The sequence below is a fragment of the Pseudomonas fluorescens genome, from assembly GCF_902497895.1.
GTDB lineage: Bacteria > Pseudomonadota > Gammaproteobacteria > Pseudomonadales > Pseudomonadaceae > Aquipseudomonas > Aquipseudomonas fluorescens_BP.
Map to the genome: position 1 here is coordinate 1 of NZ_CABVHQ010000102.1, position 13,799 is coordinate 13,799.

Annotated in this window: 12 protein-coding genes and 2 pseudogenes; 6 read left to right on the forward strand and 8 right to left on the reverse strand. The window is 60.6% G+C overall.

The window, feature by feature from the left end; translation table 11 throughout:
* Positions 1–37: 37 nt before the first annotated feature.
* From F8N21_RS31560 to F8N21_RS28645, 3 genes and pseudogenes are all read right to left on the reverse strand, one after another.
* Positions 38–859 (reverse strand): methyl-accepting chemotaxis protein, encoded by an 822-nt coding sequence (locus F8N21_RS31560; protein WP_412071683.1) that lies wholly within the window; start codon positions 857–859, stop codon positions 38–40.
* Between the two features lie 36 nt (positions 860–895).
* A pseudogene (locus F8N21_RS31565) lies at positions 896–1,720 on the reverse strand (cache domain-containing protein); the annotation flags it as partial.
* Positions 1,721–1,972: 252 nt separating this feature from the next.
* Positions 1,973–3,289 carry a Na+/H+ antiporter family protein gene (locus tag F8N21_RS28645; RefSeq protein ID WP_191624425.1) on the reverse strand — a complete coding sequence of 439 codons (1,317 nt, stop codon included), beginning with the start codon at positions 3,287–3,289 and terminating at the stop codon, positions 1,973–1,975.
* Between the two features lie 622 nt (positions 3,290–3,911).
* On the opposite strand from F8N21_RS28645, the pseudogene F8N21_RS31570 reads away from it, so the two are divergent.
* Together F8N21_RS31570 and F8N21_RS31575 are read left to right on the forward strand one after the other, a co-directional pair.
* A pseudogene (locus tag F8N21_RS31570) lies at positions 3,912–4,982 on the forward strand (HAMP domain-containing protein); the annotation flags it as partial.
* Between the two features lie 102 nt (positions 4,983–5,084).
* On the forward strand, positions 5,085–5,840 hold the full coding sequence (locus tag F8N21_RS31575) for a methyl-accepting chemotaxis protein (RefSeq protein WP_412071684.1): 756 nt from the start codon (positions 5,085–5,087) through the stop codon (positions 5,838–5,840).
* A gap of 268 nt (positions 5,841–6,108) precedes the next feature.
* Here F8N21_RS31575 and F8N21_RS28655 read toward each other — a convergent pair whose 3' ends face one another.
* Genes F8N21_RS28655 through F8N21_RS28670 form a run of 4 tightly spaced genes read right to left on the reverse strand, consistent with a single transcriptional unit; the run spans position 6,109 to position 8,718 of the window.
* A complete protein-coding gene (locus tag F8N21_RS28655; protein ID WP_150645337.1) occupies positions 6,109–7,422 on the reverse strand; it encodes a sensor histidine kinase in 1,314 nt (437 codons plus the stop codon).
* Positions 7,419–8,087 (reverse strand): response regulator transcription factor, encoded by a 669-nt coding sequence (locus F8N21_RS28660; protein WP_150645338.1) that lies wholly within the window; start codon positions 8,085–8,087, stop codon positions 7,419–7,421. Before F8N21_RS28660 ends, F8N21_RS28655 begins: the two co-directional genes overlap by 4 nt.
* Positions 8,087–8,410 (reverse strand): PepSY domain-containing protein, encoded by a 324-nt coding sequence (locus tag F8N21_RS28665; protein WP_150645339.1) that lies wholly within the window; start codon positions 8,408–8,410, stop codon positions 8,087–8,089. The genes F8N21_RS28660 and F8N21_RS28665 overlap by 1 nt, the downstream gene beginning before the upstream one ends.
* Positions 8,410–8,718, reverse strand: coding sequence for a PepSY domain-containing protein (locus F8N21_RS28670; RefSeq protein ID WP_150645340.1), 309 nt, complete (start codon positions 8,716–8,718; stop codon positions 8,410–8,412). Before F8N21_RS28670 ends, F8N21_RS28665 begins: the two co-directional genes overlap by 1 nt.
* A gap of 218 nt (positions 8,719–8,936) precedes the next feature.
* On the opposite strand from F8N21_RS28670, the gene queD reads away from it, so the two are divergent.
* From queD to codA, 3 genes are all read left to right on the forward strand, one after another.
* On the forward strand, positions 8,937–9,293 hold the full coding sequence (queD, locus tag F8N21_RS28675) for a 6-carboxytetrahydropterin synthase QueD (RefSeq protein WP_150645341.1): 357 nt from the start codon (positions 8,937–8,939) through the stop codon (positions 9,291–9,293).
* Positions 9,294–9,401: 108 nt separating this feature from the next.
* On the forward strand, positions 9,402–9,854 hold the full coding sequence (locus F8N21_RS28680) for a GNAT family N-acetyltransferase (RefSeq protein ID WP_150645342.1): 453 nt from the start codon (positions 9,402–9,404) through the stop codon (positions 9,852–9,854).
* A 346-nt stretch (positions 9,855–10,200) separates the two neighbouring features.
* Positions 10,201–11,454 carry a cytosine deaminase gene (gene codA, locus F8N21_RS28685; protein WP_150645343.1) on the forward strand — a complete coding sequence of 418 codons (1,254 nt, stop codon included), beginning with the start codon at positions 10,201–10,203 and terminating at the stop codon, positions 11,452–11,454.
* Positions 11,455–11,660: 206 nt separating this feature from the next.
* Here the strand turns inward: codA and F8N21_RS28690 are convergent, their stop codons facing one another.
* A complete protein-coding gene (locus tag F8N21_RS28690) occupies positions 11,661–12,089 on the reverse strand; it encodes a RidA family protein (protein ID WP_150645344.1) in 429 nt (142 codons plus the stop codon).
* Between the two features lie 203 nt (positions 12,090–12,292).
* Between F8N21_RS28690 and F8N21_RS28695 the strand changes: the two genes are divergently transcribed.
* The gene (locus F8N21_RS28695; RefSeq protein WP_150645345.1) at positions 12,293–13,444 is read left to right on the forward strand and encodes an MFS transporter; all 1,152 of its coding nucleotides are present in this window, start codon (positions 12,293–12,295) and stop codon (positions 13,442–13,444) included.
* The last annotated feature ends 355 nt before the right edge of the window (positions 13,445–13,799 follow it).

Below are 13,799 nucleotides of genomic sequence, written 5' to 3' on the forward strand. Positions count from 1 at the left end.
TCGCCACAACGGTTTGTCAGACAACAAATCCCCCGGATCAGATGCGGAACTGCCCCACCAACTTGCCCAGCCGCTGACCCAGCTCGGCCAGGCTGCGGGAGGTCTGGGCGCCGAGTTGGGTTTCGTCGGCAACGTTGTCCACGGCCACGGCGATCTGATGCACGCTGCGGTTGATCTCTTCGGCCACTGCCGTCTGCTCTTCGGCGGCGCTGGCGATCTGGGCGTTCATCGAGTTGATGGTGCCGATCAACTGGGCCATGGTGTCCAGCGAAGCGCCGGCCTCGTTGGCCTGGGCCGAGGTACCGTCACCGGCATCGCTGGAACGGCGCATGGCTTCGACCGCCGATTGAGTGCCCTTCTGCAGACGATCAATCATCCCCTGGATTTCCTGGGTGCTTTGCTGGGTACGGCTGGCCAGCGCCCGTACTTCATCGGCCACCACCGCAAAACCGCGACCGGCTTCACCGGCACGGGCCGCTTCGATGGCGGCGTTCAGAGCCAGCAGGTTGGTCTGGTCGGCAATCGAACGAATTACGCTGAGCACACTGACAATCGACAACACATCCTTTTGCAGGCTATCCAGGGAAGTCCCGCTGTTGCGGATATCGCTGACCAGCGCATGGATCTGCTTGATGCTGCCATCCACCACACGCTTGGCGGCCTGGCCTTCTTCGTCGGTCTGCTGCGCAGCGACTGCGGCACCCTGGGCGCTTCGCGCGACTTCCTGGGCCGCCGAGGACATCTCGTTGATTGCCGTCGCCACCTGATCGGTCTCGTGGCGCTGACGCTCCATGGCCTGTTCCGAACGATGAGCCTGATCGGTGACTTGCGTCACCAGCCCGGTCAGTTGTGAAGTCATTTCGGTGATTTGCCGCACCAGACCGTGGATCTTGTCGACGAAGCGGTTGAACGAGCCGGCCAGTTCACCCAGCTCATCCTCGCTGGTAATCGCCAGACGCCGGGTCAGGTCGCCCTCGCCCGCGGCGATATCGTCGAGGTTGGCTTTCATCAGGTGCAGCGGACGCAGGATAGTGTTTGCCAGCAGCATGCCGATCGCGGCAATCACCAGCAGCACCACCACGGCGATGCCGACGATACTCAGTACCACGCCTTGCATGCGCTCATGAACCTTGGCCTCGACCAGCGCGACCTGCGCTTCGATACCGTCCAGGTTGACCGCCGAGCCGATGACCATGTCCCACTTGGACAGGTATTCGGTGTAGCCAAGTTTGGGCACCAGGACTGTGTTGTTGCCCGGCAGCGACGAGCTGTATTGCAGATAGTGGCTACCGTCCTTGGCGACTTGCACCAGTTCACGATTGACGTACACGCCATTCGGATCGCGGTTGTCCTTGAAGCTCTGGCCCACGCCTTCCGGGCTGTTGCCCTTGAACAGGCGCACGGTTTGCGAGTCGTAACCGAAGAAGTAGCCATCCTTGCCATAGCTGATACTCGACAGCAGCTTGACCACCTGCGCCCGGGCCGCGTCATCACCCGGTGCCGCGGCGTCGTACAGCGGCTTGATCGCGCTCATCGCTACCGCTACGTAACTTTGCAGGGTCGCCTTGGCATTGTTCAGCAGGCGCTGACGGGTTTCTTCGACTTCGCTACGGGCCTGATTCTGCAGAATGAACACCATGGTCAAACTGATCACCAGGGCAAACAGTAAAACCGGGAGTACCGCGAGGGATAAAACTTTGGCCTTCAGGCTCAGGCGCATGGCGTTCACTCTTGATTGGCGTGGTTAAAGCTTTAACGGCACGCCAACGCAAAACTGTAGGAGCGTCGACCGGCTGCTTCTACAGGGAGAATTGCGGGCCCCACGATATTGCAGATGCATGCGGTCGGCGTAGGAGCTGGCGAAGCCTGCGATCTTTGAGGCGGACAATGCGTTGGCCGGACGGGCGCCAGGGTCAAAAGATCGCAGCCTGCGGCAGCTCCTACAGGGATTCCGGGATACAGGGTTATGGGGTTACAAAATCATCGCCGCCACCCAGCCAAACGCCAGCAGCGGCAGGTTGTAGTGCAGGAAAGTCGGAACCACGGTGTCCCAGATATGGTGATGCTGGCCGTCGATATTCAGACCGGAGGTCGGTCCCAGGGTCGAGTCGGAAGCCGGCGAGCCGGCATCACCCAGGGCTCCGGCGGTACCGACGATGCACACGATTGCCAACGGGCTGAATCCCAGTTGCACACACAACGGCACAAAGATCGCCGCGAGAATCGGTACGGTAGAGAACGACGAGCCGATCCCCATGGTCACCAGCAAACCGACCAGCAACATCAACAAGGCGCCGATGCCCTTGCTGTGACCGATCCAGGTCGCCGACGCTTCGACCAGGGTGCGCACTTCGCCGGTGGCTTTCATCACTTCGGCAAACCCGGAAGCGGCAATCATGATGAAGCCGATCATGGCCATCATCTTCATGCCTTCGGTGAACAGGTCATCGGTTTCGCGCCAGCGCACCACGCCCGACACCGAGAAGATCAGGAAACCGGCCAGCGCGCCGATGATCATCGAGTCCAGCAACAGTTGAATGATGAACGCGGCGGCAATGGCCAGCCCGGCCACCAGCAGGGTCAGCGGGTTGTACTGCACCGCCACCTGCTCGACCTTCTCGATCATCGAAAGGTCGTACACGCGCTTCTTGCGATAGCTGAAAAACGCCACCAGCAAACCAAAGACCATGCCCAACGCCGGAATGCCCATGGCGTGGGTGACATTGACCTGACTGACATCCACACCACTGCTACGGACATTGGCCAGCAGGATTTCATTGAGGAAGATATTGCCGAAACCCACCGGCAAGAACATATAGGGCGTGATCAAGCCAAAGGTGATGACGCAGGCGATCAGCCGACGGTCCAGTTGCAACTTGGTCAACACATAGAGCAGTGGCGGTACCAGCAACGGAATGAAGGCGATATGAATCGGCAGGATGTTCTGCGAGGCGATGGCCACCACCCACAGCAAGCCAATCAGTATCCATTTCACTTGTCCGCCACCGGTGGCGTCCTGACGGTCGACCAGCAGCAAGGCTTTATCCGCCAGCGCATGGGCCAGGCCGGACTTGGCAATCGCCACCGCAAAAGCGCCAAGCAAGGCGTAAGACAAGGCCACGGTTGCGCCGCCACCGAGGCCGCTGTTGAAGGCTTTCAAGGTAGCTTCCATGCCCAGGCCACCGGTCAAGCCGCCCACCAGCGCGCCCAGGATCAGCGCGATCACCACATGCACGCGGGACAGGCTGAGCACCAGCATGACGCCAACCGCGGCAATTACTGCATTAATCATCGTTACCTCAAAGCACAACCAAAGGGAAAAACCGCGCAAACGGCATGAGTCCGGCCAAAGAGCCGTGAATCACAGCTGCCGGTTTGAGTTCAAAGGGGAGAGTTTTATTAGAGGGCGCGCACTGTGCCGCAGCAGGGGTGGCTTGTCAAAGTGGACGCAGGCCCTTGTAGCAGCTGGCGAAGCCGGCGTTCGAGCGCGAAGCGGTCGTGAGACCTCCCGCAATTATCCAGAGAAATGGAGGTGTCATTTATTACGACTGCTTCGCAGCCGGACGCAGGCTTCGCCAGCTGCTACGGAGTTTGCAGGTCATTTCTTATTTGGTTGATATGGATCAAGAAACAAAAAGCGCAGCCGTTATAGAGCGAAGCCTCTCTCGTTTTATCCGCTCAAGGACATCTCCATGTCGCTCAGACAACTTTCCATTCAATGGAAAATCACCCTTTTGGCCGGGCTCTGCCTGCTCGGCATTGTCACCTTGCTGGTGGGCCTTTCGCTCTATCGCATGGAGCACAACGCTGAACTGGTGAAAACCTCGAGCATGGAGATGCTCAACGAAGCCGCCCAGGCACGGATCGAGGCCCAGGGAGAAACCCAGGCGCTGGGCATTCGCCAGCAGTTCATGGACGCCTATCAATACGGTCACGGCTTCTCGCGACAGGTGCTGTTCCTGCGTGAACAGGCCGAGAAGCGTTTTCTCGACGCCTTCGACCTGCGCGAAGACCTGACCCGTCAGGTCAAGTCGGCCCTGCAAGCCAACCCGGACCTGCTCGGGCTGTCGCTGGTGTTCGAAGCCAATGCGCTGGACGGCAAGGATGAGCTGTTTGTCGACCAGAAAGAAATCGGTGGCAATGACAAGGGCCGTTTTGCCCTGTACTGGTCGCAACCGACGCCGGGCAAATTGACCTCGATGGCCCTGCCGGAAAGCGACATGGCCGACACCAGCACCGGCCCCAGCGGCGAACCGGCCAATGCCTGGTTTATCTGTCCGCGCGCCACGCGCAAACCTTGCGTGATCGAACCGTACTTCTATGTGATCGACGGCCAGAACGTGCTGATGACCAGCATCGTCTTCCCGTTGGAGGTCGACGGCAAAGTCATCGCTTCGCTGTCGGTCGACATCAATCTCAACAGCCTGCAAGCGGTCAGCCAGCAGGCGAGCAAGAAGCTCTACGATGGCCAGACCAATGTCAGCATCATCAGCCCGGTCGGTCTGCTGGCCGCCTACAGCCCGGATGCGAGCAAACTGAGCCAGCGCCTGGATGAGGTCGACAAGGCCAACGGTGCCGAGCTGATCCGCCTGTTGTCCGGCAACAGCCAGACCCAGAGCCTGCACAGCCATCAACAACTCAAAGTACTCGCGCCCTTCACGCCAATCCCCGGCGGCAAGCCGTGGGGGGTGTTGCTGGAGGTGCCGGAAAAAGTCCTGGTCGGCCCGGCTGAAACCCTGAAGAAAGAACTCGACGAACGCAGCACCACCGGCACCCTGATCGAGCTGAGTCTCGGTCTGTTGGCGGCGGTCATTGGCCTGCTGCTGGTCTGGCTGATGGCTCGCAGCGTGACCCGGCCGATCCTCGGCGTCGCCCATATGCTCGAGGATATCGCCAGCGGTGAAGGTGATCTGACCCGGCGCCTGGCTTACGACAAGCAAGACGAGCTCGGGCAACTGGCCGGCTGGTTCAACCGCTTCCTCGACAAGCTGCAGCCGATCATCGCCGAGGTGAAACGCTCGGTGCAGGACGCCCGCAGCACCGCCGACCAATCGGCCGCCATCGCTACCCAGACCAGCGCCGGCATGGAGCAGCAATACCGCCAGGTCGACCAGGTGGCCACTGCGTCCCATGAAATGAGCGCCACCGCCCAGGACGTGGCCCGCAGCGCAGCCCAAGCGGCGCAGGCGGCTCGCGACGCCGATCAGGCCACCCGTCAGGGCTTGACCGTGATCGACCGCACCACCACCAGCATCGACAATCTAGCCGCGGACATGAGCACGGCGATGGCCCAGGTCGAAGGCCTGGCCGCCAACAGCGAGAAGATCGGTTCGGTGCTGGAAGTGATTCGCGCCATTGCCGAACAGACCAACCTGCTGGCCCTCAACGCGGCCATCGAAGCCGCTCGCGCCGGTGAAGCCGGACGTGGTTTCGCGGTAGTCGCCGATGAAGTGCGCAACCTGGCCCGACGCACCCAGGAGTCGGTGGAGGAAACCCGTCAGGTGATCGAACAGCTGCAAAGCGGTACTCAGGACGTTGTCGGTTCCATGAGCAACAGCCATCGCCAGGCTCAAGGCAGTGTCGAGCAAGTCAGCCAGGCCGTGATCGCCCTGCGCCAGATCGGCGAGGCGGTGACAGTGATCACCGACATGAACCTGCAGATCGCCAGTGCCGCGGAAGAACAAAGCGCCGTGGCTGAAGAGATCAATAGCAACGTGGCGACCATTCGTGACGTGACGGAATCGCTGTCGGGGCAAGCCAACGAATCGGCGCGGGTCAGCCAGGCGCTGAACAGCCTGGCCAACCAGCAGCAGAGTTTGATGGATCAGTTCAGGGTTTGATCGGGATTGGCGGTGTGCCAGGCACACCGCCTTCACGGGCTTGCCACTATGCCCGGTCACTTAAGACGTTACGCGAACCGTAGCAGCTGGCGAAGCCTGCGTCCGGCTGCGCAGCAGTCGTAAATCCTGCGTCCACGGTTTGTCTGGAATACCACAGCGCCTGATTTTACGACTGCTGCGCAGCCGGACGCAGCCTTCGGCAGCTGCTACGGGGGTAAGCCACGGTCCCACAAGGTATGTGCAAAATTACAAAAGGATGTTTTCAGGCTCAGTGCCTGGGTAACTCAATCACCACCTTCAACCCACCCAGCTCACTACCTTCCAGGCGCAACACCCCGCCCCACACCTCGACGATATCGCGCACGATGCCCAGTCCCAGGCCATGGCCGTCGGTCTGTTCATCCAGTCGCGTGCCGCGGCTGAACACTCGATCGCGGTTCTCCTCGGGGATACCCGGCCCGTCGTCCTCCACCACCAGACGAAAGCCCTCGGCCGTTTCGGCAATGCTCAGCTTGACTTCGGCATCTGCCCATTTGCAGGCGTTGTCCAGCAGGTTGCCGAGCAATTCGAGCAAGTCTTCCCGATCCCATGGCAGCTGCAGCCCGGGGGGCACGGCGTGGCTGAGTTCAAGGTGTTCGCCGTGGATCATGTTCAGGGTAGAGAGCAGGCCGGGCAGCTGCGCATCGCAATCGAACTGCGCGCCCGGCAAGGCGTCGCCGGCCAGACGGGCGCGGTTCAGCTCGCGATTGAGGCGTTGCTGCACCTGTTCGAGTTGCGCCTGCATGATCTTGCGCAACTCAGGATGCGCATCCAGCTTCTCGCTCGCGGTCAGGCTCAGCAGCACCGCCAGCGGGGTTTTCAGCGCATGCCCCAGATTGCCCAAGGCATTGCGTGAACGCTTGAGACTGTCTTCGGTGTGCGCGAGCAAATGATTGATCTGCGCCACCAACGGCTCCAGCTCGACCGGCACCTTGGCGTCCAGTTCTGAACGCTGGCCCTGCTGCAGCTGGGCGATTTGTTCCCGGGCCTTTTCCAGCGGCCGCAAGGCCCGGCGCACGGTGATTCGCTGCAACAGCAGAATCAGCAGCAAGCCCGCCAGACCAAGGCCCAGACCGATCTGCTGCATGCGCCGAAAGCTTTCCCGTACCGGCGTGTAGTCCTGCGCCACGCTGATGGAAATCGATTGCCCCAGCCGCCGATAGTCGGAACGCAGGATCAGCAACTGCTGTCCTTCCGGCCCCAGTTGCAGATGACTGTGCAAGCCAGCGTGCGCAAGCTTGGGCAGTTCCTGGTCCCACAAGGACCGCGAGCGCCAGTGGGCGTCGGCAAAGTCGATGCGAAAGTAATGCCCGGAAAACGGCCGCTGATAGGCAGGCGACAAGCGTCGCTCATCCAGTTGCACACCCTGCGGGCCACGGACCAGGGCCACCAGCAGGTTTTCGCTGTCGTTGCGCAGCCCGTCTTCCAGATAACCTTGCAGGCCCTTTTCGAACAGCCAGAGACTGGTCTGCGCCAACACCAGGCCGACGATAACCATGACACTGATCAGTCCCAGGCTCAGCCGGCGCTGAATCGACTTCACTGGGCCGTCCCGCCGAACAGGTAACCCTGGCCGCGACGGGTTTCAATCACGCTGCGACCGAGCTTGCGCCGCAGATGGTTGACGTGGACTTCCAGGACATTGGAATCGCGTTCGGTTTCACCGTCGTAGAGATGTTCCGCGAGATGACTTTTGGAAAGGATCTGTTCGGGGTGCAGCATGAAGTAGCGCAACAGCCGAAACTCGGCCGCCGTCAACTGGATATCGGCGCCGTCCCGGGTCACGCACTGGCGGCCTTCATCCAGGTGCAGGCCGGCGGCCTTGAGGGTCGGCTGATTAGCCTGGCCATGGGAACGCCGCAACAACGCCTGGACTCGCAGGTGCAACTCCTCGGGATGGAACGGCTTGGTCAGGTAGTCGTCGGCGCCGGCCTTCAAGCCTTCGATACGCTCGGCCCAGGACCCACGGGCGGTGAGGATCAATACCGGTGTGGCCAGGCCGCCGGCGCGCCATTGGCTCAGCACCTCAAGCCCCGGCAAACCCGGCAGGCCGAGGTCGAGAATGATCAGGTCATAGGGTTCGCTGCTGCCCTGATACACCGCGTCGCGGCCATCGGCCAGCCAGTCGACGGCGTAACCCTGGCGATTGAGCCCGACCAGCAACTCGTCGGCCAGCGGGACATGGTCTTCCACCAGAAGCAGGCGCATCAGTCATCTTCCTTGTCTGTGAGTAGCTCACCGGTTTTGGCGTCGAGCTCGATTTCCCGCACCACACCGTCGGCGGTCAACAATTCTATTTCATAGAGATAGCGCACCGGCCGGTCCGTATGTTCCTCGAGTTCCGCTTCCAGCAATTTGGCTCCGGGGTAGCGTTGCATGGCCGCTCCCAGCAGTTGCTCGAGGGGTGCTATCACCCCTTGCTGACGCAGCTGCAGGGCTTCGTCCTGATCCAGGTCACGGGCCATGACTACCGAGCAAAATGCCAGAAGCGCCAGAGCCGTTCGACTGCAGGTGCGCAGATTTACCTTCATTACGTATCCTGATGATCCTTGAGAACCTGTCCGCTGACAGCGTCCATTTCGATGTCCCACTCAACACCCTGGGCATCGCGCAGTTCCACCTGGTAGATGTACTTGCCGTACTCTTCTTCCAGCTCGGTTTCGTGCACGGTGCCGCCCGGATGTCTGGCCAATGCCGTGGCATTGAGCTTCTCGAAAGATTGAATGGTACCAGCGTCGCGCAGTCTCAGGGCTTCGTCCGGTCCCAGGTCCCGGGCGTGAGCCAGGCTGGCAGCCATGCCGATAACGATTGCGGTGAACAGGGCAGTCAAGGTTTTCATGGTGTGTCTCCGTTTTTTGTATGTGTTGCCTACGGGACCCCACGATAACTGCATCAACTTAACTGAAACTGAATTGCCATCATGTCAATCCTGAGCCTGGGGGAGAACCTGCTGACCCTTTAGTCAGTGTTTTGCCGCATCGGCAAAGCCAAGCTGTTAAACTCGCTGTCTGCCTTCATCGCCACGGGCGATAGCCACCTGACAGAGCTCAAACCACTGTGGAAATCTTCAAAGAATTTACCTTCGAGTCCGCCCACCGCCTGCCCTATGTTCCAGAAGGCCACAAGTGCGGGCGCTTGCACGGCCACTCGTTCAAGGTGGCGATTCACCTGAGCGGTGACCTCGATCCGCGCACCGGCTGGATTCGTGACTTCTCGGAAATCAAGGCGATCTTCAAGCCGCTCTACGAGCGTCTCGATCACAACTATTTGAATGACATCCCTGGCCTGGAAAATCCGACCAGCGAAGTCCTGGCCAAATGGATCTGGAACGAACTCAAGCCCCTGCTGCCGGAGCTCAGCGCGATCCGCATCCATGAAACCTGCACCAGCGGCTGCATCTATCACGGCGAATAAGCCGGCGATTGAAGAAAACCACCGAACCCGGTGGTTTTTTTATGCCTGTCCCTCAGGCTTTCAGGCCGTTAAAGTGAGACTCGTCCATCGGACCAAAGGTTTTACCCCATGCCGTCCATCATTCGCCCGGCGACCCTCGCAGACATCGCTTTGATCGAGGCCATCGTCGAGGCCGCCTACTCCCCCTACATCGAGCGAATCGGCCGCAGACCCGGGCCGATGCTCGATGACTATGCAAGCCAGGTGCTGGCCCGACGCGTTCATGTCATCGAGAGCGACGTGGGGATGGTCGGCTTCGTGGTGTTGATCAACACCGAGGAATACCTGCTACTGGACAACCTGGCCATCAGCCCTGAGGCACAGGGCCGGGGTTATGGGCGGCAACTGCTGGAATTTGCCGAGCGCCACGCGGTGGAAGCGGACTATGCCTCGATCCACCTGTACACCCATGAAGCGATGAGTGAAAACATTGCGATGTACGCGAAAAGAGGTTTCTTCGAAACCCACCGGGTTGAAGAGAATGGTTTGCGGCGGGTTTATATGAGTAAGTCGTTGGGGTGAATCCTGATGCCAGACAACTAACACCGGTGTCCAGTCTGGCGCAATTGTGGCGAGGGAGCTTGCTCCGGCTGGGGCGCGCAGCGGCCCTGAAACCTGACAATCCATTGTGTCAGACACACCGCATTCTCAGGCTTTACGACTGCTTCGCAGCCGAGCGGGAGCAAGCTCCCTCGCCACAGGGTTTGCGTCCGGCTCATATCTTTCTTATCTCCCACACCGGTGATTCATTTGTATCACCGCCCCGCTTTCGTGCCTCTGACCTATATTGTGCAGACGGGCCTGCTTGGCACCCGCGAACCGATGGCGACCGACACCCAAACACCATCATGATAGAAGGATGATCCCCATGCATATCATCAACGCCCGTCTGCGCAACCGTGAAGGTCTGCATGAGCTGCACCTGGAAAACGGCTTGATCGCCAACATTGCCCGGCAAACCGAAGCCCCGACCCTCGGTCCCGAAGACCTGGACGCTGGCGGCAATCTGGTGGTCCCACCCTTCGTCGAACCGCACATCCACCTCGACGCCACCCTCACCGCCGGCGAGCCGCGCTGGAACATGAGCGGCACGCTCTTCGAAGGCATCGAATGCTGGGGTGAACGCAAGGCGACCATTACCCAGGAAGACACCAAAACCCGCGCCAGGAAGACCATCCGCGCCCTCGCCGCCCACGGCATCCAGCATGTGCGCACCCATGTCGACGTCACCGACCCAAGCCTGACCGCGCTCAAGGCGATGCTCGAGGTACGCGAGGAAAGTCGTCATCTGATCGACCTGCAGATCGTCGCGTTCCCCCAGGAGGGCATCGAGTCCTACCGCAATGGCCGGGAGCTGATGGAAGAAGCGATTCTCCTGGGCGCCGATGTGATTGGTGGTATTCCGCATTTTGAATACACCCGGGACCAAGGTGTGAGTTCGATAAAATTCCTGATGGACCTGGCCGAGCGCACCGGCTGTCTGGTGGATGTGCATTGCGACGAAACCGACGATCCGCATTCGCGCTTCCTCGAAGTGCTCGCCGAAGAAGCCCGCAGCCGCGACATGGGCGCCCGGGTCACGGCCAGCCACACCACCGCCATGGGCTCCTACGACAACGCCTACTGCGCCAAGCTGTTCCGCTTGCTCGGGCACTCCGGGATCAGCTTCGTCTCCTGCCCGACCGAAAGCATTCACCTGCAGGGGCGCTTCGACAACTTCCCGAAACGTCGGGGCGTGACCCGGGTCAATGAGTTGCTTGAAGCCGGAATGAACGTCTGTTTCGGCCAGGACTCAATCGTCGACCCTTGGTATCCGTTGGGTAACGGCAACATTTTGCGGGTGCTGGAAGCCGGGATGCACATCTGCCACATGCTCGGTTATCGCAATCTGCAGAGTGCACTCGACCTGGTCACCGACAACAGCGCCAAGGCCCTGGCCCTGGGCGAGCGTTACGGACTGGAACCCGGGCGCCCGGCCAACCTGCTGATTCTGTCGGCCGACAGTGACTACGAAATGATCCGCAGCCAGGGGCTGGCGTTGTATTCGATTCGTGGTGGGAAGGTGTTGATGAAACGGCAGATGCCGCAGGTAGAGTTGATCGGGGATTCGGATTACAGCTGATCGACTTTGGAGGCTCGCTGGCCGGACGGGCGCTTTCACGAGCAAGCTCGCTCCCACACTTGATCAGCGTCGGGCCACAATTGTGAGACCGACACAGAACCAATGTGGGAGCGAGCTTGCTCGCGATAGCAGTCTCACTGCTGCCACAGAATCTGAAGGAGGACCCAGTGTTGACGATCAGCAAGTCATAGCATCGTAGAGCTGCGTCATACCGCGACAGCCGCCACTGCCTCTATCTCGAACAGCATGCCGTCCAGCGCCAGCCTCGGCACCGGGATCAGGGTGCAGGCCGGCTTGGGGGCTGAACCCCAGACCCGATGCAGCTCTTCGCCGAAGATTTCCAGACGCTCCAGGCTGTGGTCGACGATCAATACCGTCAGCTTGGCAACATCGCTCACCTCGGCACCGGCCGCTGCCAGAGCAATCCGCAGATTATTCAGGGCCTGGCGGACCTGTTCAGTGAAATCACTCGATAACTGACTGTCGGCGTTCTCGCCGCCCTGCCCGGCGATAAATACCCACCGCGCACCCGCCGCCACCTGGGCCACATGGGAATAACCATTGGCGGTCGGGTCGTAAAGGCCGGGCGGGTTCGACAGTTGCAGCGTTGGGGTGGGTGTTTTATCCGTTTGCATCGAGATCTCCTTATAAATGAGGGGAATGGATCGGTTTTCCATTTTTTACAGTCGACAAATCTACCGTGCAGATCCGCCCTGCAACGCTTCAGTAAAGCACTGCATTGGGTCAGCGGGTGAAACCCTGGCCTCGCCCGACGCAGCCTGATATGCAAGGATGTCGCGCTACGTATCGTTACAGACCGGATTGCCAAGGATTTTTCATGACCACCATCAGTACCCCAGCGTCCGTAGTCCCCGGACGCCTGGAGCAAATGTCCACGCGCATCGCCTTCTTTATCGCCGGTTTCGGCATCGCCGCCTGGGCGCCGCTGGTGCCTTACGCCAAGGCCCGGGCCGGGCTCGACGAAGGGACCCTCGGTTTATTGCTGCTGTGCCTGGGCGTCGGCTCGATGATTGCCATGCCGCTGGCCGGGGTCCTGGCCTCGCGCTTCGGTTGCCGTCGAGTGATGACCGCCGGGACTCTGCTGATCTGCCTGGCGCTGCCGCTGTTGGCGACGGTTTCTTCGATACCGCTATTGATTGCCGCATTGTTCATGTTCGGCGCCGGGCTCGGCTCGGTGGACTCGACTGTGAACCTGCAAGCGGTGATCGTCGAGCGGGCCAGTGGCAAGACCATGATGTCAGGCTTCCACGGGTTGTTCAGCCTCGGCGGGATTGTCGGCGCGGCCGGGGTCAGCGCACTGCTGGGTCTGGGAATGTCGCCGTTGGGCGCAATGCTGGTGGTGATCGTGTTGCTGCTGCTGGCCTTGTTCAAGGCTGCGCCGCATCTGTTGCCATATGGCAGCGAAAGCACCGGGCCGGCCTTCGCCGTGCCCCATGGGGTGGTGCTGTTTATTGGCATCCTGTGTTTTATCGTATTTCTCGCCGAGGGCGCGGTGCTCGATTGGAGCGCGGTGTTCCTGACCTCCGAGCGCAATCTCGACGCCGCCTATGCGGGTCTTGGTTATGCCGCATTCGCCCTGACCATGACCGCCGGCCGCCTGACCGGCGACGCCATCGTGCAGCGGCTCGGCGCCAAACGGGTGATCATTATCGGCGGACTGACCGCCGCCGCTGGTCTGCTGCTCGCCACCCTGGCCCCGGCCTGGGAAGCGGCATTAGTGGGTTATGCGTTGGTCGGTGCCGGCTGCTCGAACATTGTTCCGGTGCTGTACACCGCCGTCGGCAAACAGAAAGTCATGCCCGAAAACATCGCCGTACCGGCCATTACCACCCTGGGCTACGCCGGCATCCTCGCCGGGCCCGCGGTGATCGGCTTTATCGCCCATGGCAGCAGCTTGAGCATTGCGTTTGGCTTGATTGCGGTGCTGTTGCTGGCCGTTGCGGCCAGTGGGAAAGTGTTGAAGGTTTAATAGCTTCGCGGGCAAGCGAACGTCACCCGGCCCTTCCCACAAGAGATATGCGATCAAATATGGGAGCGGGCTTGCCCCAATGCCGGTCAGTTAAGGACAAGTCAAATTCGAACGCTGTGTTCTGATCCGAAATCTACCCCTCTCCCCAGCCCTCTCCCCAGAGGGCATGGGTATCTACACATCTCGAAAGGCTAGAACTCCCGTAGCAGCTGTCGAGTGGAACGAGGCAGCGTCCGAGGACGGAGTCCTCGTAAAACCTGTGCTCGCGGTTTATCTGAAACACCGAGGTGCAGGGTCTTTCGGCTGCTTCGCAGCCGGACGCTGCCTCGTTCTACTCGACAGCTGCTACGCCCTG

What these genes read in the sequence shown, in the direction of transcription:
- F8N21_RS31560 (WP_412071683.1), bottom strand. Translation starts at nt 859, where the DNA reads ATGACTTCACAACTGACCGGGCTGGTGACGCAAGTCACCGATCAGGCT.
- F8N21_RS31575 (WP_412071684.1), top strand. Translation starts at nt 5,085, where the DNA reads ATGGAGCAGCAATACCGCCAGGTCGACCAGGTGGCCACTGCGTCCCAT.
- F8N21_RS28660 (WP_150645338.1), bottom strand. Translation starts at nt 8,087, where the DNA reads ATGCGCCTGCTTCTGGTGGAAGACCATGTCCCGCTGGCCGACGAGTTG.
- F8N21_RS28665 (WP_150645339.1), bottom strand. Translation starts at nt 8,410, where the DNA reads ATGAAGGTAAATCTGCGCACCTGCAGTCGAACGGCTCTGGCGCTTCTG.
- F8N21_RS28670 (WP_150645340.1), bottom strand. Translation starts at nt 8,718, where the DNA reads ATGAAAACCTTGACTGCCCTGTTCACCGCAATCGTTATCGGCATGGCT.
- F8N21_RS28680 (WP_150645342.1), top strand. Translation starts at nt 9,402, where the DNA reads ATGCCGTCCATCATTCGCCCGGCGACCCTCGCAGACATCGCTTTGATC.
- codA (WP_150645343.1), top strand. Translation starts at nt 10,201, where the DNA reads ATGCATATCATCAACGCCCGTCTGCGCAACCGTGAAGGTCTGCATGAG.
- F8N21_RS28690 (WP_150645344.1), bottom strand. Translation starts at nt 12,089, where the DNA reads ATGCAAACGGATAAAACACCCACCCCAACGCTGCAACTGTCGAACCCG.
- F8N21_RS28695 (WP_150645345.1), top strand. Translation starts at nt 12,293, where the DNA reads ATGACCACCATCAGTACCCCAGCGTCCGTAGTCCCCGGACGCCTGGAG.